Raw genomic sequence first — 20,744 nt, forward strand, 5'->3', positions numbered from 1 at the left:
GGGCGCACCCATCATAACTTGCGGCCGGACGGACGACCGATGGGGCCGGCCGACGTCGGCGAAATTACCAAGCAAGTAAAGATGGTTGCGGGGATAGGATTTGAACCTATGACCTTCAGGTTATGAGTTAGATTTCGGGCATTTTCGCTACCCTGCGATATTGCCGCCGAACCTATCCAATTATCCATTTCATCACGGATATAACTAGACTTTTTCAAAATTAAATCCCACCGTCTCTACGACTGAACCGCCGACGACTTTCCCCCTGGCGCTTCCACTGTGCTGCCACGGAAAAAGCCGCAGGCTACCAAGGATTAGAGACAAGACCATGCCGAAACTTACCATACGCACGATAGAAGCACTAGAGACCCGCCCATCGAACTACATCGTGTTCGACGACCAGTTGCCAGGCTTCGGCATCCGGGTCATGCCCAGCGGGCGGCGTTTCTTCCTGGTCCAATACCGCCGACATGGCCGGACCCGGCGCATCATGATTGGCCAGTACGGCCCCATCACGGCCGAGGTGGCACGGCAGCAGGCCATGTCGCTTTTGGGGCAGGCCCGCGGCGGCGGAGATGACCCCGCAGCCGTACGCGACGCCATCCGCCAGTCGACCACCCTCCCCCAGCTTGGCGAACGGTTTTTGAAGGAGCACGTCGCGGTACGCTGCAAGCCGACCACCCAGGCTGAATATGAACGATCGGTCCGGCTCTTTATTAACCCATTCTTCGGGAGCCAGCGGGTCCGCTCGGTGACGGAGGCCGACGTCGCCGAACTACATGGGGGGCTTTCCCATATACCTTACCAAGCCAACCGCACCCTGGGCGTCCTGTCGAAGATGATGAATCTCGCCGAAACCTGGGGGCTGCGCGATCGTCACACCAACCCGTGCGACGCCATCGAACGGTACCCGGAGAAGAAACGGGAACGCTTCCTCTCCCTGGCAGAGGTACAGGCATTGGGCACCGCCCTGGCGGACGGCGAGGCAACGGGTGGGGAAAGCATCTATACAGTCGCCGCCTTCCGGCTGCTTCTGCTCACCGGTTGCCGCCTGTCAGAAATCCAGACCCTGCAATGGGCGCATGTTCACCTGGCTGAAGCCGAACTGCGCCTGCCCGACAGCAAGACGGGCGCCAAGACCGTCCATCTCGGCAACGTGGCCGTTGACCTGCTCCACGTTCTGCCCCACGTGAAGGATAATCCCTATGTCATCGCGGGTGCAAAGAAGGGAGAGCATCTGACCGACCTCCAGAAACCCTGGCGTCGAATTCGGAAGGCCGCCGGTCTGGAGGACGTGCGGATACATGATTTGCGCCACAGCTTTGCGTCCGGCGGATTAGCCGTCGGCGAGGGGCTGCCGATGATCGGGAAGCTGCTTGGCCACACCCAGGTGCAAACCACTGCCCGCTATGCTCATTTGGCAGCGGACCCGATCAAGGCCGCCGCTGACCGGATTTCAGCACGATTAGGGGCCGCCTTGTACCAGAAGGCAGCATCAACAACACACCGACAAGCTGTGAATCAAACGATTTCGACTCCCCCTTGATCAACTCGTTTGTCCAACCTCAAACAGATAGAGCTGCCAGCAACCTGAGAAACACTTATCTTCGTGCTGAAATCTCCGCGGCAGGCGACGGGAGCCCTCCTGACCCCGCTCCCGCCGCAAACCACGGCCAGACTCTCATCTTTGACCAACCAAGAGACGGTCAGCCCAACGATCAACAACTCCAGCCGAGGCATCCCTATTGATTGAAGAGAAATACAATGCTAGCGAATTTCTATAAGGTTGGTGCGTTTTCCAGCAACGGGAGGTTGATCTGCGTGTCGATGACGCCTGAACAATGCCGCATGGCGAGGGCTGGATTGCGTCTCAGCCAAGCAGAACTAGCACGGCGTGCAGGAGTTTCACCCGCGACACTCACCGAATTCGAGAAGGGGACTCGTTCTCCATACGAGAGAACAATCCGCGATATCCAGAAGGCTTTGGAGAACGCTGGCGCAATCTTTACACCAGAAGGTGTCGACTTGAGAAAAGGTGAATAATGACTGATGACAGCCTTCAGCTAACAAGAGTCCCCTTACAGGAAACCCACAAGGTCCCTGTTGAGTGGCTGCGGTTGGACCATCATAACCCCCGATTGGTCGGCATCAATCAGAGAACAACAGATGAAAGCATAATTGCACAGCTTTACCGAGGCGAAGAACTCTCGGAGCTGCTGCAATCTATTTCTGCCAACGGATATCTGGATATCGAGCCGTTGATTGTCGAACTCGAGGGGAACAAATTAATTGTACTTGAGGGCAACAGGCGTCTCGCCGCCATTCTACTGTTCAAAGACCCCAGCCTAGTTGAAAGGATCAATGAAACTGAACGTTTACGGATCTCGGTTCCGGAATTATCGCCTGATAGGCGCCTAACCATCAACAACGTTTCGGTGTATCGTGTACCTGAACGAGAAGCGGCACGTTCCTTTATCGGCTTTAAGCACATCAATGGTGCCGCAAAATGGGAATCATATGCGAAGGCGAAATTCGCTGCAGACTGGTTCCGTACTGGGGGCAAAACTTTAGAAGAGATTGCGGGAAAAATCGGTGATAAGCACGACACTATCAAAAGAATGGTGGCGGCGATCTATGTCCTAGAACAAGCGGAATCAAGAGGAATGTTTTCTCTGGACAATCGGAACGCCAAGAAATTTAATTTCTCACATCTGTATACTGCTTTGTCTCGCGCCTCCTACATGAGCTACCTTGGCCTGGATATTGCTTGGTCTAATTACGAACCACACCCAAATCCTATACCAGAGAACAAGTTGGATGCTTTAAAGGAGGTTCTCGTTTGGATATACGGCTCGAAGGAAGATGCCATTAATCCTGTTGTTCAATCTCAAAATCCAGACATTAAGCGTTTGGGAGAAGTACTCACCAGCACTGAGGGGCTTCACATGTTGCGAGCGGGCCGTTCGCTTGATGAAGCGCATATCAGTACCCAACCCGCCGATGAGCAACTTTCATCGTCGCTTATTCGCGCACGCGCAATATTAAGGGAAGCATCAAATAATCTGCGCGGTTATGATGGACGAGATCGTTCTCTTCTCGATATAGCGGAGGACATATCAGAAACAGCACAAGCCATGTACGATCGCATGAGAAAGAAATTCAATTCATCAATAGGAGGAGGCGAGTGACTCTGTCATTGTATCTTCCTATTGATGAACTTAACTCGCATAAGCCAAACCCCGATTTGGCAGCTGATTATTTGGAATTGACGGCGTTCTTCTCTAGGAAACATCAAGCTTTTACCAAAGACTTAATTAATGCGTCCGAAATTGGCGCCGAAGATGATTATGCTGACGTAGAAGATGAATTTTGTAATCGAGATGAAATCGTCTCTGGAGCGTTGGCCAGAATTCTCGGACGCCAACAAGCGCTTGGTCCATCGTATCCATTTAATTTGGACGAGGGCGGGGATCTTTTGCTGTTTTCAGAAGACGAGCTAACTCTTGGGCAAACGGCGTATTTGCTATGCCTCATATTGTCTCACTTGAAATCCGTATCCGCAATCTTGAACGGAAGCATTGTATACCCCAATGCGAATGAAATTCGTCAATTACGTCAATATTTTCAATATTTTGCGACGGCCGGGCTCGCAGCTGAAGTCGGGGGACAAGCCTGGTCTTTTGGGCATCCCCGCCCCGATCACAGTGGCTTCCTGGATAAACTTGAAAAAATTTGGGGTGTATTGAAGGACGGAACAGTTGACCCAGACCCAGCGTCTCCATCTCAACCAAAAGATGATCAAATCGATATTTTTGCGTGGCGAAGCCATCGCGACGGCTTACCTGGTTTCTTACTGGCGGGAGCACAGGTAGCTACTGGAGATAATTGGCGAGAGAAGTCTATCAGATCTCATCTCACTGATGTCTTCTGGAAAAGGTGGTTCGGTCGGCAACCGGTCTCTCAGATGGTCTGTTACCATATTATTCCGTTTGCTCGGCCGGACGTAGATTTTCGTGACGATGTACTGACTTTGGGAAATATCCTGCATCGTCTGCGTTTACCATATCGCGTGGAACAAGCTGTAGCCTTAAAGGACTCAGGCGTACAAATCGAAGCATTTGATCATCTGTCTGCGGCCAAGGAATGGATCACAAACTATAGACACCGAGCCTATGCCGAAACTGCTGCCGTCTCGGGACTAAATGGATAGAAATCACAATGCAGAACGATATTACGACAAGAAATTGTCTATCCATTCATAAACATAGTCAGAAATTCGATCCACTAGCGAGGGAACATGGCTGAAATAATTAGGCTCACGATCGATGACCTTCTTCTGGATTTACAAAATCCACGCCTCGATCCCGTTGCAAGTCAAGCCGAGGCTCTGGAGGCGATCGTTACTCTTAATCACGATCATGTCCGGAACCTTATGAACGATATCAAAGAGAATGGTCTTGACCCAGGTGACAGCTTGTATGTCATGCAGAGCAGTGGGGATGATAATGACTATATTGTCCTTGATGGCAACCGCCGCCTCTCTGCGCTTAAAATTCTTTCAAACCCACCCATTTTGGATGGAACAACAATTACAGACTCCATAAAAAAATCTCTTAAGCGAGCAGCGCATGGGTTTAATAACTCAGATGTTGAACCAGTTCGGTGCGTTCTGTTCACTGATCGAAGTGATGCGGAACTGTGGATTTCTCGCCGTCATGCCGGCGAGGATGATGGGAGAGGGCGCATAACGTGGGGAGCGCTTGAGAAGCAGCGCTTTTCCGGTGACGTTTCTACTCTAGATGTTATCGAGTTCATTATTCAGAACGCCGCATCACCAGAAGAAGCGGAAGAAATTAGAAAGCTTTTCAAGAAAAGTTCAACAACTTTGACACGTCTACTAGAATCGTCGTTAGGCCAGAAGCATCTCGGCATTTTTCTCAGCCAGGAAGATGATGAGATCGTTCCGTTTACACATTATAATCCGGATTGGGTTCTTCGTGTATTGATGCAGGTGACTAACGACATCAGGGAAAAAGCAATCAACACTCGCAAGCTAAATACCGAGAAGGATATTGAGGAATATCTAAATAAACTACCCAAGGAACTGCAGCCTTCTGGGCAATCCAAGGGTTTTCCCCTTTCATTTCGAAAGATTGACTTGAGAGCAACTGGGAGTGCTGATCGGCAGCCCTCCCCCACAAAGCCCGTAACCGTGGGAACACAAGCGCCCACAAAATCGAAACTATTGCCAAAAGCTAGATCAACATTGGCCCCAAAAAAGAATCCTTTTAAACACCCCGCCTCCGAAAAAGCTCGTCAACTCCTTAAGGAAGCAGGCAATATCACGATTCAAAATCATCGTATCTCTGCAGCATTTCTACTTCGGGCGTTTGTCGAGTTTGCTATTGACCAATACTTGGACGACAACAAGTTGTTCAAAGTAGATAAAAAGTCAGGAAGAGAGCTCTATCTAAAGCAAAAGGCAGAAATCATTGTGAGCCACATCGAAACAAATGACAACTCTATGAAAAAGAAACTCTTGGGCTTTAAAAAACTGATAAGTGGAAATGGGAGTCCGATCTCCATTGAAGGGCTCAATGCTTTTGTCCATCAAGATTATCAAATTCCCGCCGCAGACGCCCTTATCGCAGGATGGGATGCTTCAGTGCCAGTTTTTGTCTCCACATTCGGGGTTCCATAATGGATAGTTACCATCCACAATTACAGCAACCAGGGCGCTATTCCCCACTGCGCTATCCCGGAGGGAAAGGTAAAATCGCACGCTTTATGCGCGACATTATTCGTCTCAACGATCTGTCTGATGGTCGTTATGTTGAACCCTACGCCGGGGGGGCAGCAGTAGCGTGGGAGCTACTCATCACAGGTATCGTGCGGCGCGTGGAGATCAACGACGTTAGTCGGCCCGTCTACGCATTCTGGAACAGCGTTCTCAACCGTACAGATGCCCTATGCAATATGATTGAAAAGATTTCCGTTACGGTTTCGAATTGGGATCAGCAGAAAGATGTGTTTCGTCAGCATGAGACAGCAGACGAACTTGAGTTAGGATTTGCATTTTTCTTTTTAAATCGCACCAATAGATCCGGTATTTTAAATGGCGGAATAATTGGCGGGCGCGAGCAAACTGGGCTTTGGAAGATTGATGCCCGATACAATAAAGAGGAATTGGTTCATAGGATCCGGAAGATCGCGTCTCATCGGTCTCGTATTCAATTGACTATGATGGACGCACAGGAGTTTATTTTGGGGCGTTCCAAGAACTGGAAGTCAAAAACGCTCGTCTATATTGACCCACCTTATTTCGAAAAGGGACGGTACTTATACTATGATGCATATGAACCAAAGAACCATGCGTCCATCGCGAATTCTGTCCGTGACATGGCGGGAGTAAACTGGATTGTCTCCTACGATGATGTTCGGCCTATTCATGACTTGTATCAAGATAACTCTTGGCTTCAATACACCCTGAACTACAGCGCTCGACGGTCCGTGCGAGGGCGCGAAGCGATGTTCTTTAGCGACAACCTAAAAGTCCCGAACACATGCACACCACTGGTAGAAATTGATCGTGACATCGGAATGCCGCCTCGCCCTGTTAACGAACGGCAGTTTGCCACGTAGAATTTGATACTAAATGACAGAGTTTGCTGGGGCGTTAACTGCTAGCTCGACAACATAGTCTTCGGCGTTCTAAAGGATAAATTGCCATCCTTAGGGGTCACCCTGGTTCGTCGCTAACGCCGGATATTCTGCCCCAAGGCGAGTGGTATCGGGCAGCATTCTCTATGGGAACGAAAAGCTACAGGCTAATTGTCTTGATGAAATGTTGAGTTTTTACAGTTTGACTTTTCTTAGATGCAGAATTTGGCAGCCAAAGGCAATCCTCGAATACCCGCGAAAGCTTCCAGCCTCGGCGGATGTAAAATCTCTCAGCGCGAGTATTTCCTTCGGTACAAAATAATTCAGCGACTGTGATGCCATTGCTAGCTAATGTTGCCTCCGCAAACTCCATAAGCAACCAAGCGGCATTCTTGCCTCTAAATTCTCGATTTACATAAAGCTTAACGATTTCCGAGCCACTTAACGAGACGAAACCCACAATCTGCTCTTCTTCATATAGCACAAAGAAATCATCCGGGCACTCGTCCATCCAGACAAAGAAATAAGGAAGCGTCCGATATTCGAGTATCGTGGCAGGTACCAAATGTGCATGAGCATCATGCCAGCCTTGGTGCCATAAATTCAACATCGCCCTGCGGTCGGAAGTTTGAAACGGTCTGATTTTCATCAATCGAGCCAATGCCTCATAATACATGCTTGCATGGGTTATGAGGCATAATTTGTCCAGCTATTTCTGGCCGTAAATCGCAATTCAAAATGCTGTCACGCCACCATTCAAAAATTAACGAATCGACCGAAAATCGCATGCGAAGGGCCAGAGGACAAATACTTGTTGGCCGCAGACGCGGCCATGCCGCTTAGGGTCTCCGCCCCTCGGCGCGTATCAACCGCCTTCCCCCAAAACGACAGACGAAATTTCCGCTCGCGGCAATTTCGTTGCGTTTCGGTTCCACTCGAAGCCGGTTGACACTTGCACACCCCGGCCTCGCCGGCGGGCAAGGGTGCAGCGCGCTGCACCTCAAACCCAAAGGAGACCAGAAAATGACTTCAACCTTTCAAAACACCATCCTGAACGGCGATTGCATCGAATTGATGCGGAAACTGGAGCGGGCTTCCGTTGATTTTATCCTCACGGATCCGCCCTATATCACCAATTACCGGGGACGCGATGGCCGCACGGTTGCCAATGACGATAATTCCCGCTGGCTGAAACCCGCCTTTAACCAGATGCACCGTGTTCTAAAATACGGTGGTTTCTGTCTCAGTTTCTATGGCTGGAACAAGGTTGACCTGTTCATGGATGCCTGGCGCTCGGCGGGCTTCAACATCGTGGGGCATGTTGTATTCCGCAAGCGCTATGCCTCATCGGAGCGGTATTTGCGCTATACGCATGAGCAAGCCTACCTCTTGGCAAAAGGCAACGCCACAGCGCCGGCCCATCCAATCGCTGATGTAATCGACTTTGATTATACCGGCAATCGGCTGCATCCAACGCAAAAGCCCGTGCAGGCGCTCCGCCCCCTGATCGAGAGTTTCTGCGAGCCCGGCGGGCTAGTTCTGGACCCGTTTTGCGGGTCTGGTTCCACACTCGCCGCGGCACGCGATACCGGCCGTAATTGGCTAGGCATTGAACTTAGCAAAGCTCACTTTGAGACAGCAACAAATCGGCTCAACGAAAACGGCCAGGCTGCCGCATAGGCCGCCGTTTCCCCTTCACTCCGCGTCCGCCCGTGCGGCGGACGCCACATCTTACACGAAAGGATCATACCATGCGCTGGATCGTAACCGCAGATCACTGGGGCGGCTGTCTTGGACTGGGAGAGGACATGGACGGCGCCCCCACGCGCGGCACACCGGAACAGGGCGATGCCCTTCCCATGGAATTTCGGCTCTATAACGCAAGCGGCAATCTTTTGTTTGAAGGAAGATGCGGCGACATCGAAGCCGATTGGTGGCATGGCTTCGAGCCGCTTATGTTCACCTGGAACACATTCCGGTGCCGCCGCCTTTCATATCGCCGCGCCGGGACGGAAGCCCCCTGGCAATGGCTTCAGCCATAACGCGGCGTCCCGGCAAAACAAGGCAGGGCGGCGGCATAAGCCGCCCTTTCCTCGCCGATCATCACTACCTCCCCGAAACCGCATGCAAGACTTCGCGGCTTCGGGTTTGAAAAAATCGCCGATCCGCTATCGCGGATCGGTAAAACCGGGAGTACAAGAACGGAACATAAATTTGTATTATCGCTGCTGTGCAGCTGATCTTTCCAATTATTTGATTCCAATTCCATCCCGTTTCGGCTATGTTCGCAGCACATCGCGCGGCAAAGGCAATTGTCACCCGCCCGCCGATATCAGAAAGCAAGGAAAATGGGCTTAGCAATCTCTCATGCCAGACCATTTGAAGGATGCCGCCTTGGCGCTCTCATGGGAGGAAATAAACATGACCACCATACTCGAAGTCCACGGCTACCAGTTTTGAAAAGATCCTGTCTCATCACTCACCAGAATGAGTCTCCGCCATGATCCTCCTTGGCATCCTCTTCAGCATATTCGGCATCGGCTTCATGTGCTGGCTGATATTCAACGTCGCAATTTACGCGTTGCCGTGTTTCGTGGGAGCCTGGGCCGGCATCGCCGCGTATCATAGCGGCGCGGGCTTCATTGGCGCGGCCATCATCGCCCTTGCCATTATGGCCGCCACCATCATTGCCGGGCAGTTGGCAATCCTCGCCACACCCGTGCCGGCCATCCGCGCCGCGATTGCCCTTCTTTTCGCGGTGCCGGCGGCCATCGCCGGCTACAGCGCAACCCTGGGCCTCGCGGAAATCGGCATCCCGTCGCACGCCTGGAGTGTGGCCTTCGCCGTGATCGGCGGCGCCATGGTCGGCGGCACCGCCTGGGTACGCATGACCCTTGTTGCTCCGTCCTTTGGCCGTCAGGCGCTCGCGGGCGATTCGAACCAGGCTTAGCCGGGCTTGCGGCCGCGGGACCAGATGAGTGTAAAGCCCTTGCCATCCTCATCGCGGAACAGACCGGGCCGGGGCATGGGTGGTCTCGTTCAGCTAGAACATACGAGATGGTGCGCCCCCTTCCCGGATTGCTTTGACCAACTTGCCTCTATTGACCCGCCATTGTGGTGGACCCGGTGGCTGGGCGCGGGCGCTGCGCGGTCGATTTCAGGAATGATGCGAAAGACGCCTTCCTTGTGCATGCCACAGCGTCCCTCCGTCTCCCTGGAACGCGATAAGCGGCTTTTCCTGACAGCACACAACATCCACCATGTCTTTCCCTGGCTTGCTGTCACGCAACCACGAACCACGCTTCCTCTCATGGCCTGATCTGACCGAAAGGTGATCGCCTTCCTGCAATGGCGTCGCCCGGCTTTTTTCCGCCGGCGCTGAAGCGCCTTTGCAGCGCGAGACAAAAAAGCCGGTCGCCTACCATTCGGCGCTGACGCTGGGTCGCAGGCGACGCAGGCCGATCTCCTCCCGGTCAATGATCGCCATCGAGGCAGCGATGGTCGCAGCCGCGATAACAGCAAAGAGGATAAATGACATGGCTAACATTGGTTCTTTCAAGAAATCCGCCACCAACGAGTTCCAGGGCGAGATCACGACCCTGACGATACAGGCCAAGGGCATTCGCATCGTCCCCAAAGCCAGCCGGAGCAACGACAAGGCGCCCAGCCACCGGGTCTACCGCAACGGTGTGGAGGTCGGCGCGGCCTGGTCCAAGCGCTCCAGCGAGGGTCGCGATTACCTCTCGATCGCGCTGGACGACCCGAGCTTCCCTGCTCCCATCCACGCCAATCTCTTCCGCGATGAGGATGGCCAGGGCTTCACACTTACCTGGTCCCGCGGCCGCCGGCAGAACGGCGACTAAGCCGCCTCCAGAACCCGCCCGGTGGCAGCCCCACCGGGCGGGCTTCATGGCTTGCAGGTGGTCATCCGCGAATCCGGACCTCGCCGCACGCCGATTCGGAAGAACCACGACGACCAGGAGGTTCAGGAAATTGGCTAATCCGATGCCTTGATCACGCATAAAACGACTATTATAGTCGTACTTGTCGCACGCGGCCGTCCGTCTGTTGGAGGTAATCATGAATGATTACCTCCCGGCAAGTTCGGGCCGCGCGGGCCTTGTTGAATTGGAAACAGGAGATGCTCGCCGAAAAGGCCGTTGTGGCATTGACCGCGCTGAAGCGTCTGGAGTCGGAGCGCGGCCTTCATGTGCATGAAAGCACGCGGGACCAGGTACGCCGGGCATTGGAAGCCGCGGGCGTGCTGTTCATCGATTCCGACCGCGGGCATGGGGTCATGCTTCTCAATGAGACCGCCGTGCAACCGGGGGAGGGAAAATCGCGCCCTCGTCCGTAGCGATGTCGATACTTCCAGCCTGGATCACTGCCCCCTGCAACGAACCAATGCCTCCGATGGCCGGAACCACTCGATAAAAAAATCGTAATCCAGACTTTCGTAGTGCGCGGACAGCAAGCATGCAATGCTCAAGCTGCATCATGCACTTACCGGCCGCGGGCATGTTGCGGGCCGGTAAAACCATGACGATATCACCTTGATCTGAAGGAGGCCGACATGAGCGCTCCAGAATTTGAGGACCGCCCACCCGATTCACCCCATCTTACGAGCTATGACGAACGCCATCTGGTGGACTACATCCGCTTGCTGGATGCGGATGACGAGGGCGCCGACTGGCGCGAGGCCGTGCAAATCATTTTCGGCCTCGACCCGGCGCGGGAGCCCGAGCGCGCCCGCGTGGTCCATGGCAGCCATCTCGCCAGGGCGCGATGGATGACGGAGACCGGATATACGTACCTTCTCCGTCCTCCCCTGCATTGACGCCCCCAGCCGAAAACCACCGCCTCCGGCGCCGGCTTATCTGACATTATAAGCATCAGGAACGTACAACTTAGGGGCTTCCTCAAGCAGCGGTTGTAAAAATACTCGGCCGGACAATCCCCACAGAGGGTATAGCCAGGAGGAAAAACATGCCTTTGACGTCAGACTGGCGGTCGCCGCATGCCGCCGATAATTTAAAGAACCTTGAACGCCCCGGCTTTGCCATGGAGTTTCTCCGGCGAAACCCTGAGTACCGGCAGGACTACAACCGCATGGCCCGCCGCGTCGCGGCGGGCACGGTGAGCGAGGAAGCCGCAACGGCGGACCTCGCCCACCGATGGGGGTTGAGCTTTCCCGTGCAACCCTGGCCGCCCTGCATGCGAAGAACCGGCTCTATGGCGCCCGGAACTTCTTCCTGACGCCGTTCTTATCACTGCCGCGCCCGATCAGTTTGCCAGTGCGCGGGCAATCGACATAGCGGCTCTGTCACCCGCGGCCCCGTGCCGTAGGAGTGCGGATGGACAGCATGCCGTCTGGAGGGACTCAACGGACGATTATCGTCTTTGGCTGATGGATCGCCGTCCCATGCTCAGAGCGGCCATCCTGATCCCGATCGATGACGATTTCGGCCTTCGCGCCGCAAGCGCCTTGCGGTTCGTCCGGCGGCTGCACGGCAAGCGGCCTGGGCCTCTGCCCCGCGCCTTGCGCCTCACGCCGCTGCGGCGGAGCCGGTTGATTCTGATGTTGCGCGCCCTCGACGCTGATCTGGCGGGCGCCTCATACCGTCAGATTGCAAGCGTGCTTCTGGACCCTACCGCGGCCCATATGCCAGCCCGGGATTGGAAGGAGTCCGCGTTGCAGAGCCGCGTGTTCCGGCTGGTGAACGACGCCATCGGCCTCATGAATGGCGGTTACCGCGAACTGCTGCGCGGCGACTGACTCAAGGCGAGCATTCTCCCTGTAATCGGACTGCGCGATCACACGTGCATATTCCGCCTTCGTGGTCACTCAACCCAGGAAACATGGGCAGTGATTCCTATAAGCTCTGAGCAGCTGGTTTAGCGTCGTATTGCGGCAACATTTGCGACATCGACACAAGTTCCTGTGCCTTGGGGTGCCAGCACATTTGTGCCAAGCCTCACTGATTGTCTTGATCAAGGCTCTTTAGCCAATCCGCCCGCGCCTTTGGGTCGGGTGGATTGAACAGGATATGGATCTTAACTGGACCGACTTGCCGCGTAAGAATTTTCACTAAAGAAATATTCGGCAGAGTTACCTTGAGGATGTTGCTTGCATCCCAGGCAATTTGCGCCCCCATATCGTTATTCCCGCCAGTATCAACTCCAAGAACGCCGGTGACGTGCCTGGGGTCGTTGGCTGGTGCTACTTGTACAGTGTCAGTTATCGCGTCACCGCCCATGCCGGGTGAACAATCCGATTCATCAACAGACGCCACCCATTTGCCATCGGGCGATTTGATGGAAGTCAACAATTGATGGCTACACCCATCGGCATCAGCCAACGCCGCCGCTGGAGACACACCAAGAATACCAATTATCAGGATGACGGGAAGCGTTATTCGCATCGCTAACTCGCTACTTAATCCGCCCGGAATCATAAAGGGTGTAACCAAGCCGCGTGTTAAAGACATTCCGTTCAGGCAAATGCTTATACGTGCCGTCCATGGGTACGCTCCGTGGGAAATGGCTGCGCCGCGCCGCGTACTGGTTCTGCAACAACATAATTGCAGCAAATAATATCCCGGCTGAGGCACAATAGAGACCGATGGCCACACTGGCATAGTCAATGAATTCAGGATGCTCAACGCCTTTTATGCGTTGCACGTCCCAGGGACCATTTTGCCTGAATTGACTTAGCTGTGCGACTTCATAAGCATCGTCTGCCAGCGCCCCCATCTCGCCCAATGCTCCCGATACCCGGCCGACTATTTTGTCTTGATTGCCCCGGCTCGTGAAAAATGAGGGTGGCCGGTCGATTGGCCGCAGCATTGGCCGTCCGTAAAGGTTTGTAACCGTTTTGCCCTTATCATCCACAAACGGCACCGCGCCAGACGGTACGCTTCCAGCCATCATTCTACTCCGCGAGGTCCGCCGCACAATCTAAGAAGCTAGGCACAAATTGTAAATATTCGGCGAGGTGCCCATGGCCTGCCCTTCAGGTGTTTAGGCTGGTTCCATCCCTGGTCCGCGCGGATATTAACTCAGCACCTACGTTACTGGACCAACCGCACGTGACCACTGGAGTACACTACACGCCATCGTATTAGGCCATCGCATATCACACCGGAATTTTGCGCCTCGGGGTGACGCTGACGCGAAGCACCAATTCCGTCATCCACCCTCGCGCAGATTTTTCGCCACCGTGCTGTTCGAGACGCTGCCGTTACCGGCGCTGTCCTGCGACCCCACGGAGATTCATGATGCCCGATTTGTCCGACCCTTTGCTACCGCGATATCTGCGCACGCCCGAGGCCGCACGCTTTCTCGGTCTTTCCGCCCGTACATTGGAAAAACACCGGACCTACGGCACCGGCCCCGCCTACCGCAAATTAGGGGGACGGATCGTGTATGCGCCAGCCGACCTGTCAGCATGGGCCGAATTGGGCGCAAGGCAATCGACGTCCGATCCAGGCAAAGGCGTGGTTCATCCCGCCAGATGGCGGGATGGCGACGAGCGGCGAAACGCCCCTGTCCGGCGGCGCTGACGGGAGCCACACGGATGCCCAGCCATCGCAAATCCAGCTCCGAGCGCGCCCACCTGGATGCGTTCATTGTCACAGGCGACGATCCCGGCTTGCGGGATCAGCGTGACCTGATGGAGCGCCCCTTCTTTTCCTTATCGAAATCCCGCCGCACAAAGCCAATTCTCTACAAGGCGCGTGATGTGGAGGTCCAGGTTTACGCTGTGCCCGAACATGGCATGGCGACAATCTGGGATGCCGACGTGCTGATCTGGGCTGCGAGTCAGATCGTTGAAGCTGAAAATAACGGCTGCCGCACATCTCGTTTCTTCCGGTTTACACCCTACCAGTTGCTGACCGCCATCGGCCGCGCGCGAGGCGCCACCGAATACCGGCTGCTCAAGAGCGCCCTCACCCGTCTGCAATCGACCGTTGTCGCCACCACGATCCGGCACGGCGAACACTGGCGGCGCCAGCAATTCTCCTGGATCAATGAATGGGAAGAAATGATAACCCGCTCCGGCCGGATCGAGGGCATGGAATTCGTCCTGCCTGAATGGTTCTACCGCGGCGTTGTCGACCGTTCGCTGGTGCTGACCATCGACCCGGCATATTTCCGGCTGACGGGCGGCATCGAGCGCTGGCTCTATCGTATCGCCCGCAAGCACGCCGGTCACCAGCCACAGGGTTGGTCGTTTGAAATCCCTCACCTGTACGCCAAATCCGGCAGCCTCGCGCGGGTCTCCGATTTCGCACTCGACATGCGCCGTATCGCCGTGCGTCAGCCCCTCCCAGGCTACACGCTTCGCCTGGAGCGCGTGAACGGAACCGAATTTCTGCATATTCTGCCATTGGCGTTTTCCACAGCACCGGTGGAAAAACCTGTGGATGCCCACGTGATATCGGGCGCATGGCCTGTGAATCCTCACGTGATATCAGGCGCACCGGACACGGGATATCAGGCGCACGAATTCCGAAAAATTCCTGATTATATGTTAAGGGTTCGAGCCCTTAACTTATCTAACTTAAAAGAATCTAACTTAGTTGTTGTTAGGCCGGTGGAAAACTCGACCAACGTGCCGCGGTCATCTGCCAAGAACGGCGAGAGGGATGGCGGCAAATGAGAAATCTTCCTTCAATTGATAATCGCAGCCCAGAGCGTCATCTTTCTGAAGATACTTCGAAGCCATCGGCGGCGTTCTCTATCATTCGAGCATCTACACTCTCTTTCGCTAATACCGAATTTTCAACGCTTTTACGCGCGCAAGCATACACATACCTGCGTGCCACCGTCACCAGTCCCAGCCAACATGAATCGGCTCCGCATGCTTCCAAAGAAAAGGCTCAGGAGAGGCTACGGAGACCATTCCCTGTCGCGGGCACATTGGACCGCATGCTCACGCACAAGCGCCTATGCAGCCCAGGAAGCGCGTCATGAACGCCAACGAGCATGCCGGCATAACCGGCGAGACCGGGCGATCGATAACCCGTGTGGAACTGACCTGGATCGAGAACCAGGTCGAGTTCTGGATCAGGTTCGGACGCGACGCCGAAGAAACGATTCTCGACCGCCGCCGCCGCGTTCTGGGTTTCGCGCCGGGCAGTGTTTTCGCCTTCGTCCGCTGGGCAGCAAATGAATACGGCACGGCGCTTTCCCGCATCGATATCGTGCGTGCGGTTACCCCCGACGAACCCTATTCGACCGTGTCGTTTGTCGATCCCGGCGGCGAGATCCTACTCCATATTTCAGGCTGGCCGAAGGTCGAGCGTGTGCTTCAGGCGATCGATGCCGTGGAGGCCATCGGCATCGACGCGGCCGACGCCGCGCCGGACCATTGGCGGCACGTCCATAATCGTCTGACCGCAGGCGAGCTTCCACGGCCCTACAGCCGGAGCCGGCATGTTGCCTGGCTTATGCGCCGGAGGATCGCGCCGTGACGCGCCGGGCTGCCTGGATGGCCGTGGCCGCCACCGCCATGGCGCTGATGCTGGCTCCCGGCTTCTCCCCGCCCAGGCCGGTACTGCTGTGGAATGCAACGGCGAGCACGCCTATCGGGCTCTATCGGCTGCGGTCCCCTGGCGTCCTGCATGACGGCGAACTGGTCGCGGCCATGCCGCCGAAGCCCATCGCGTCCTACCTCGCCCATGGCGGCTTCCTGCCGCGTGGCGTGCCCCTCCTGAAGCATATCGCGGCACTCCCCGGCCAAATGGTCTGCCGCGCGGGTGATGCCATCACCATCGACGGCATCGCTGCCGGGGCCGCGCTCGACCGCGACCATCTCGGCCGCCCCCTGCCGCGCTGGAGCGGCTGCCGCAGGCTCGGCGGGGATGAGGTCTTCCTGATGAACAGCACCGTCCCAGACAGCCTGGATGGCCGTTATTTCGGGCCTTTCCCGGCCGCCTCGATCATCGGCCAGGCCGTGCCGGTCTGGACCCCGCATTCCCGCCGCCCCAGCAGCCCGGAAAGCGCCCCCACGGTTTCACCCTCACCAGCAGAAGGATAAATCACGATGTCACAACAAATTGGCGTCTTCACGCGCGAGAGCGGCAGCTACACGGGCCGGGTGCGAACCGCCACGCTCGATATCGAGCTGGCGATCGTCCCGGCGGATAATTCGGACACGCCGAACGCGCCCGATTACCGGATTCATCTCGGCGACGAGGACGGTCCGGAAATCGGCGCCGCCTGGAAACAGACCGGCGAAAAGGCGGGAGAATATCTCTCCCTGCTGTTCGACGACCCCACTTTCCCGCAGCCGATCCGCGCGAATCTGTTCAAATCCGGCCGCAGTGGCAATGCCTACCATCTGGCCTGGAACCGCCCGCCAAGGCGCGGCGAGCGGGAATAACCCATGCGCTACGGGTCCGTATGCAGCGGCATCGAAGCCGCGACCGTCGCCTGGGAACCGCTCGGCTGGGAGCCCGCTTTCTTCGCCGAGATCGCCAAATTCCCGCGCGCCGTGCTGCGCCACCATTACCCGCATGTGCCGCTGCATGGGGATTTCACAACCATCAAGGCCGGACAATATGGAACAATTGACGTTCTCGTTGGAGGAACACCGTGCCAGTCCTTCTCGATCGCCGGCCGCCGCGGCGGCCTGGATGACGAGCGCGGCAACCTGGCCCTCGAATTTCTGCGCCTGGCTGGCCGCCTGCGCCCCCGCTGGGTTCTCTGGGAGAACGTCCCCGGTGTCCTGTCATCAAATGGCGGACGGGACTTTGGCGCCTTTCTCGGGGGCCTGGGAGAACTCGGGTATGGGTTCGCCTTCAGGTGCTACGACGCTCAATTTTTCGGCCTGGCTCAGCGGCGGCTCCGTCTGTTCGTTGTCGGCTATCTTGGAGACTGGCGGCGTGCCGCAGCGGTATTATTTGAGCCCGAAAGCCTGCGCGGGGATCCTGCGCCGCGCCGTCAATCACGGCAAGACGTTGCCCCGACCATTGCAGCACGCCCTACAGGCGGTGGCGGACTCGGAACGGACTCCGACCTCGACGGCGGGCTGATTCCAACGCCACTCTGGGCGAGCGGCGCGTCCGGCTCCAATGGCTGCGGCATCGGAAAGCCCGGCGATCCAGCCATGACGCTGGACACGACCAGGGCGATGGCCGTGGCTTTCGGCGGCAACAATTCATCCGGTCCGATCGACATCGCCACCGCCTTGAATGCTTCGCCAACGGCCAGCGGGCGGCTGGATTTCGAGAGCGAGACCTTCATCACGCATGCGCTTCGCGCCGATGGTTTCGACGCCAGCGAGGATGGCACCGGGCGCGGCACACCGATCATTCCCACCAGTATTTTTCAGGACAGCGTCTTCGGTATCCAGGAATATGATTCGGCTGGAACCTTACGGGCCGGGCGTATTCCAGAACATCAAATGCTTCTGTCGCCGGTCGCGTTCTCCTGCAAGGACCATGGCGCCGATGCTGGCGCGCTCGCGCCGACATTGCGCGCCATGGGGCACCATTGCAGCCACGCCAATGCAGGCGGGCAGCTTGCCGTCGCACTGCGCGGGCGCGCGGGTGGCGCCATTGCCGAACTCGGTGACAACCTCTCGGACGCCATTCGTGCGTCCACGGGCGGCGGCGACAAGGCACACATCCTGACGCATGCCGTGCGCAGGCTGACGCCGCGCGAATGCGAACGGCTGCAAGGCTTCCCGGACGATTATACGCGCATTCCGGTCCGCCATTACGCGGTCAGGCGCATCACCAAGCTGCGGCCCGCCGATATGTGGGAACCAGCGGCGAACGGCGGCTGGCATCTCATGGCCGCGGATGGCCCGCGCTACATGGTGCTCGGCAATTCCATGGCGGTGCCCGTCATGCGCAAAATCGGCGAGCGCATCGCCCTCATGGAAGCCGTCATCGGCGGTGTATCATGGGCGTCGAAATCCTGACCGGCGATTGCCGCCAGTTGCTCGACGCCATGCCGCCGGCGTCCATGCAATGCTGCGTCACCTCGCCGCCGTATTTCGGGTTGCGCGATTACGGCGTCGCCGGACAGATCGGCCTTGAACCAACGCCCGAGCAGTACATCGCCGAGATGGTCGATGTGTTTCGCAAGGTCCGCCGCGTGCTGCGCGACGACGGCACGCTCTGGCTCAATCTTGGCGATAGCTATGCGAGCGGTAGCCGGAAGACACGGGGATATGACAAAAAGCTCGCGGCGCGCGTGACGCGATCACGGCCCGCAGACGGTGCAAAACCCAAGGACCTGCTCATGATCCCCGCCCGCGTCGCGCTCGCTTTGCAGGCAGATGGCTGGTGGCTGCGGTCGGACATCATCTGGAACAAACCGAATCCGATGCCGGAGAGCGTCACGGACCGGCCGACATGCGCGCATGAGCATGTGTTTCTGCTGACCAAGCACGCGTCCTATTTCTATGACGCCGATGCGATCCGCGAGCCCTTGGCCGCCTCTTCCATCGTCCGCCTCGCGCAGAATGTCGCGCAACAGGCTGGCAGCCACCGCGCGAATGGTGGCGCGAAGATGAACGGCCCGATGAAGGCCGTTGCGCGCACCGATAAACAGCGTGGCCACTCACGGCGCCATGCTGGGTTCAACGACCGCTGGGAAGCAATGGCAAAATCGGAGCAATGCGCCAACGGTGCCAATGCCCGCAACGTGTGGACCATCGCTTCCGAACCGTTCCCGGAGGCGCATTTTGCGACATTCCCGCCCGCGCTCGCGGAACGCTGCATCCGGGCCGGAACCCGCTCCGGAGATACGGTCCTCGACCCGTTTGGCGGCGCCGGGACCACCGGCCTGGGGGCAGACCGGCTGCAACGCAACGCCATCCTGATCGAACTCAACCCCGATTACGTCCGGCTGGCCCGCAGCCGCATCGACGCCAACCGGGGGCCGATGGCGGCACTCATGGGTGGCAATGCCTTACCTCACGATCCCGCACAGAAGGCGCTGCTCTGATGAACGCGCAAGGTTCAAAACCCCGCACCCAAACAATCATCCCCTTGTTCGCGGAAAAACCGTCTCATCCCCTTGCCCCGCTCGATTGTCCGCCTGCCGTCGCGCGCAGCGCCGGTCAAGGGCGGTCCTTGGACCGGCGCCCTGGCGCCTTGCCCTTGACGGGCGCGAGCACGATGGCAGGCTGGAGGATCGCCAGAGGAATGGTGATTTCCGCTGCGTTGCTATCCGCGGCTCTGTTTCCGATCGGCGCCGCCCACGCGCAAATCGCCGAACCTAATGCAGCACCTCAGCGCATCTCCGGCACCGGATCGATCGACGGTTATGTGTCGGAGGCTTCGCAACGTTTCGACATTCCAGCACTCTGGATACGCGCTGTCATGCAGGCGGAAAGCGGCGGCAATGCAAATGCTGTGTCACCGAAAGGCGCGTTGGGGCTGATGCAGCTCATGCCCGCAACCTACGCGGACATGCGCCTCCGTTACGGGCTGGGCGACGATCCAATGCAGCCGCACGACAACATCATCGCCGGCACGGCCTATCTACGCGAAATGCTCGACTGCTATGGCACGGCAGGTTTTCTGGCGGCCTATAATGCAGGACCGGCGCGTTACGATGCCCATCTGGCGACCGGCCAGCCATTGCCCCTTGAGACAATTCTCTACGTCGCGCGCATCACACCGATGCCGGCCGGAGTGCAATCTGGCAACACGATGATTGCACCGGCATTGTCCGATTGGAATCACGCGCCGCTATTTGCCGGGCATGTTTCCGGCAGCCTGGCTGTTGCGAGTTTGTTTCCCGATGCGCAATCTGACCGCGGCTCGGCTGCGCCTGCGGCGTCGTCTCTGGCCGCTCTCATCCCACAGTCAAACGGCATGTTCGCTTCCCATTTTGGAGTGGCTTCGCCATGATCGCACCATTCGCGTTTTTTCGTGCTATAGCGCAGATATTCATAAGCGGGGCATTGTTCCTGGAGGGGGCAGCACAACCAGACGGGGGATCGCCAGATAAAAGCAGCGCCGTCTGTCACGGTGCTGCCGGGCGGTTTGGCTGGGGTTTTGGAGCGGCACTGTACCCGCCCAGAGCGGCGTTTTCGATGGAAACATCAATGAGAGCGCCAA

Annotated in this window: 26 protein-coding genes; 22 read left to right on the forward strand and 4 right to left on the reverse strand. The window is 56.9% G+C overall.

Annotation, left to right across the window (positions count from 1 at the left end; translation table 11 throughout):
* Nucleotides 1-328 precede the first annotated feature (328 nt).
* The 6 genes from AB7D48_RS15635 (at nt 329) to AB7D48_RS15660 (ending at nt 6,642) form a co-directional block, all read left to right on the forward strand.
* Nucleotides 329-1,546 (forward strand): tyrosine-type recombinase/integrase, encoded by a 1,218-nt coding sequence (locus AB7D48_RS15635; protein WP_427981056.1) that lies wholly within the window; start codon nt 329-331, stop codon nt 1,544-1,546.
* Nucleotides 1,547-1,848: 302 nt separating this feature from the next.
* Nucleotides 1,849-2,043 (forward strand): helix-turn-helix domain-containing protein, encoded by a 195-nt coding sequence (locus AB7D48_RS15640; RefSeq protein WP_427981154.1) that lies wholly within the window; start codon nt 1,849-1,851, stop codon nt 2,041-2,043.
* Nucleotides 2,043-3,188: a hypothetical protein gene (locus AB7D48_RS15645; RefSeq protein WP_427981059.1), complete on the forward strand. Its 1,146-nt coding sequence runs from the start codon at nt 2,043-2,045 to the stop codon at nt 3,186-3,188. Before AB7D48_RS15640 ends, AB7D48_RS15645 begins: the two co-directional genes overlap by 1 nt.
* Entirely contained in the window at nt 3,185-4,210 is a 1,026-nt protein-coding gene (locus AB7D48_RS15650) for a hypothetical protein (RefSeq protein ID WP_427981062.1), read from the forward strand. The genes AB7D48_RS15645 and AB7D48_RS15650 overlap by 4 nt, the downstream gene beginning before the upstream one ends.
* An 87-nt stretch (nt 4,211-4,297) precedes the next feature.
* A complete protein-coding gene (locus tag AB7D48_RS15655) occupies nt 4,298-5,701 on the forward strand; it encodes a hypothetical protein (protein WP_427981065.1) in 1,404 nt (467 codons plus the stop codon).
* Nucleotides 5,701-6,642, forward strand: coding sequence for a DNA adenine methylase (locus AB7D48_RS15660; RefSeq protein WP_427981068.1), 942 nt, complete (start codon nt 5,701-5,703; stop codon nt 6,640-6,642). Before AB7D48_RS15655 ends, AB7D48_RS15660 begins: the two co-directional genes overlap by 1 nt.
* A gap of 178 nt (nt 6,643-6,820) precedes the next feature.
* On the opposite strand, the gene AB7D48_RS15665 is transcribed toward AB7D48_RS15660, so the two are convergent.
* Nucleotides 6,821-7,309 (reverse strand): N-acetyltransferase family protein, encoded by a 489-nt coding sequence (locus AB7D48_RS15665; RefSeq protein ID WP_427981071.1) that lies wholly within the window; start codon nt 7,307-7,309, stop codon nt 6,821-6,823.
* Between the two features lie 374 nt (nt 7,310-7,683).
* On the opposite strand from AB7D48_RS15665, the gene AB7D48_RS15670 reads away from it, so the two are divergent.
* Nucleotides 7,684-8,340, forward strand: coding sequence for a DNA methyltransferase (locus tag AB7D48_RS15670; protein WP_427981074.1), 657 nt, complete (start codon nt 7,684-7,686; stop codon nt 8,338-8,340).
* Nucleotides 8,341-8,411: 71 nt separating this feature from the next.
* Entirely contained in the window at nt 8,412-8,702 is a 291-nt protein-coding gene (locus AB7D48_RS15675) for a hypothetical protein (RefSeq protein ID WP_427981077.1), read from the forward strand.
* Here the strand turns inward: AB7D48_RS15675 and AB7D48_RS15680 are convergent.
* Nucleotides 8,693-8,929 carry a hypothetical protein gene (locus AB7D48_RS15680; RefSeq protein ID WP_427981080.1) on the reverse strand — a complete coding sequence of 79 codons (237 nt, stop codon included), beginning with the start codon at nt 8,927-8,929 and terminating at the stop codon, nt 8,693-8,695. The genes AB7D48_RS15675 and AB7D48_RS15680 overlap by 10 nt on opposite strands.
* Nucleotides 8,930-9,160: 231 nt before the next feature.
* Here AB7D48_RS15680 and AB7D48_RS15685 point away from each other — a divergent pair, with 231 nt between their 5' ends.
* From AB7D48_RS15685 to AB7D48_RS15710, 6 genes are all read left to right on the forward strand, one after another.
* Entirely contained in the window at nt 9,161-9,610 is a 450-nt protein-coding gene (locus AB7D48_RS15685) for a hypothetical protein (RefSeq protein ID WP_427981082.1), read from the forward strand.
* Between the two features lie 586 nt (nt 9,611-10,196).
* Complete coding sequence (locus AB7D48_RS15690; protein WP_427981085.1) at nt 10,197-10,523, forward strand: DUF736 domain-containing protein; 327 nt, start codon at nt 10,197-10,199, stop codon at nt 10,521-10,523.
* 221 nt (nt 10,524-10,744) lie between these two features.
* Nucleotides 10,745-11,017, forward strand: a complete 273-nt coding sequence (locus AB7D48_RS15695; RefSeq protein WP_427981087.1) for an XRE family transcriptional regulator — start codon at nt 10,745-10,747, stop codon at nt 11,015-11,017.
* A gap of 216 nt (nt 11,018-11,233) precedes the next feature.
* Nucleotides 11,234-11,497 carry a DNA -binding domain-containing protein gene (locus AB7D48_RS15700; protein ID WP_427981089.1) on the forward strand — a complete coding sequence of 88 codons (264 nt, stop codon included), beginning with the start codon at nt 11,234-11,236 and terminating at the stop codon, nt 11,495-11,497.
* A 149-nt stretch (nt 11,498-11,646) separates the two neighbouring features.
* Entirely contained in the window at nt 11,647-11,916 is a 270-nt protein-coding gene (locus AB7D48_RS15705; RefSeq protein WP_427981091.1) for a transcriptional regulator domain-containing protein, read from the forward strand.
* 10 nt (nt 11,917-11,926) lie between these two features.
* Nucleotides 11,927-12,436 carry a DUF2285 domain-containing protein gene (locus AB7D48_RS15710; protein WP_427981156.1) on the forward strand — a complete coding sequence of 170 codons (510 nt, stop codon included), beginning with the start codon at nt 11,927-11,929 and terminating at the stop codon, nt 12,434-12,436.
* A gap of 199 nt (nt 12,437-12,635) precedes the next feature.
* Here the strand turns inward: AB7D48_RS15710 and AB7D48_RS15715 are convergent, their stop codons facing one another.
* The gene (locus AB7D48_RS15715; protein ID WP_427981094.1) at nt 12,636-13,082 is read right to left on the reverse strand and encodes a hypothetical protein; all 447 of its coding nucleotides are present in this window, start codon (nt 13,080-13,082) and stop codon (nt 12,636-12,638) included.
* Between the two features lie 10 nt (nt 13,083-13,092).
* Entirely contained in the window at nt 13,093-13,587 is a 495-nt protein-coding gene (locus AB7D48_RS15720) for a hypothetical protein (RefSeq protein WP_427981097.1), read from the reverse strand.
* Nucleotides 13,588-13,934: 347 nt separating this feature from the next.
* Between AB7D48_RS15720 and AB7D48_RS15725 the strand changes: the two genes are divergently transcribed.
* From AB7D48_RS15725 to AB7D48_RS15760, 8 genes are all read left to right on the forward strand, one after another.
* Nucleotides 13,935-14,222 carry a helix-turn-helix transcriptional regulator gene (locus tag AB7D48_RS15725; RefSeq protein WP_427981099.1) on the forward strand — a complete coding sequence of 96 codons (288 nt, stop codon included), beginning with the start codon at nt 13,935-13,937 and terminating at the stop codon, nt 14,220-14,222.
* Between the two features lie 14 nt (nt 14,223-14,236).
* Nucleotides 14,237-15,322, forward strand: a complete 1,086-nt coding sequence (locus tag AB7D48_RS15730) for a replication initiator protein A (protein ID WP_427981101.1) — start codon at nt 14,237-14,239, stop codon at nt 15,320-15,322.
* A gap of 310 nt (nt 15,323-15,632) precedes the next feature.
* Nucleotides 15,633-16,136, forward strand: coding sequence for a DUF2840 domain-containing protein (locus tag AB7D48_RS15735; protein WP_427981104.1), 504 nt, complete (start codon nt 15,633-15,635; stop codon nt 16,134-16,136).
* Nucleotides 16,133-16,702, forward strand: a complete 570-nt coding sequence (locus tag AB7D48_RS15740; RefSeq protein WP_427981106.1) for a S26 family signal peptidase — start codon at nt 16,133-16,135, stop codon at nt 16,700-16,702. The genes AB7D48_RS15735 and AB7D48_RS15740 overlap by 4 nt, the downstream gene beginning before the upstream one ends.
* A 6-nt stretch (nt 16,703-16,708) precedes the next feature.
* Nucleotides 16,709-17,047 (forward strand): DUF736 domain-containing protein, encoded by a 339-nt coding sequence (locus tag AB7D48_RS15745; protein WP_427981109.1) that lies wholly within the window; start codon nt 16,709-16,711, stop codon nt 17,045-17,047.
* Between the two features lie 3 nt (nt 17,048-17,050).
* On the forward strand, nt 17,051-18,592 hold the full coding sequence (gene dcm / locus AB7D48_RS15750) for a DNA (cytosine-5-)-methyltransferase (RefSeq protein WP_427981112.1): 1,542 nt from the start codon (nt 17,051-17,053) through the stop codon (nt 18,590-18,592).
* Nucleotides 18,574-19,623: a DNA-methyltransferase gene (locus AB7D48_RS15755; RefSeq protein ID WP_427981114.1), complete on the forward strand. Its 1,050-nt coding sequence runs from the start codon at nt 18,574-18,576 to the stop codon at nt 19,621-19,623. The genes dcm and AB7D48_RS15755 overlap by 19 nt, the downstream gene beginning before the upstream one ends.
* A gap of 200 nt (nt 19,624-19,823) precedes the next feature.
* Nucleotides 19,824-20,534, forward strand: coding sequence for a lytic transglycosylase domain-containing protein (locus AB7D48_RS15760; protein ID WP_427981116.1), 711 nt, complete (start codon nt 19,824-19,826; stop codon nt 20,532-20,534).
* Nucleotides 20,535-20,744: the final 210 nt, after the last annotated feature.

Source organism: Acidocella sp. (assembly GCF_050253495.1).
In the GTDB taxonomy this organism is placed as follows: domain Bacteria; phylum Pseudomonadota; class Alphaproteobacteria; order Acetobacterales; family Acetobacteraceae; genus Acidocella.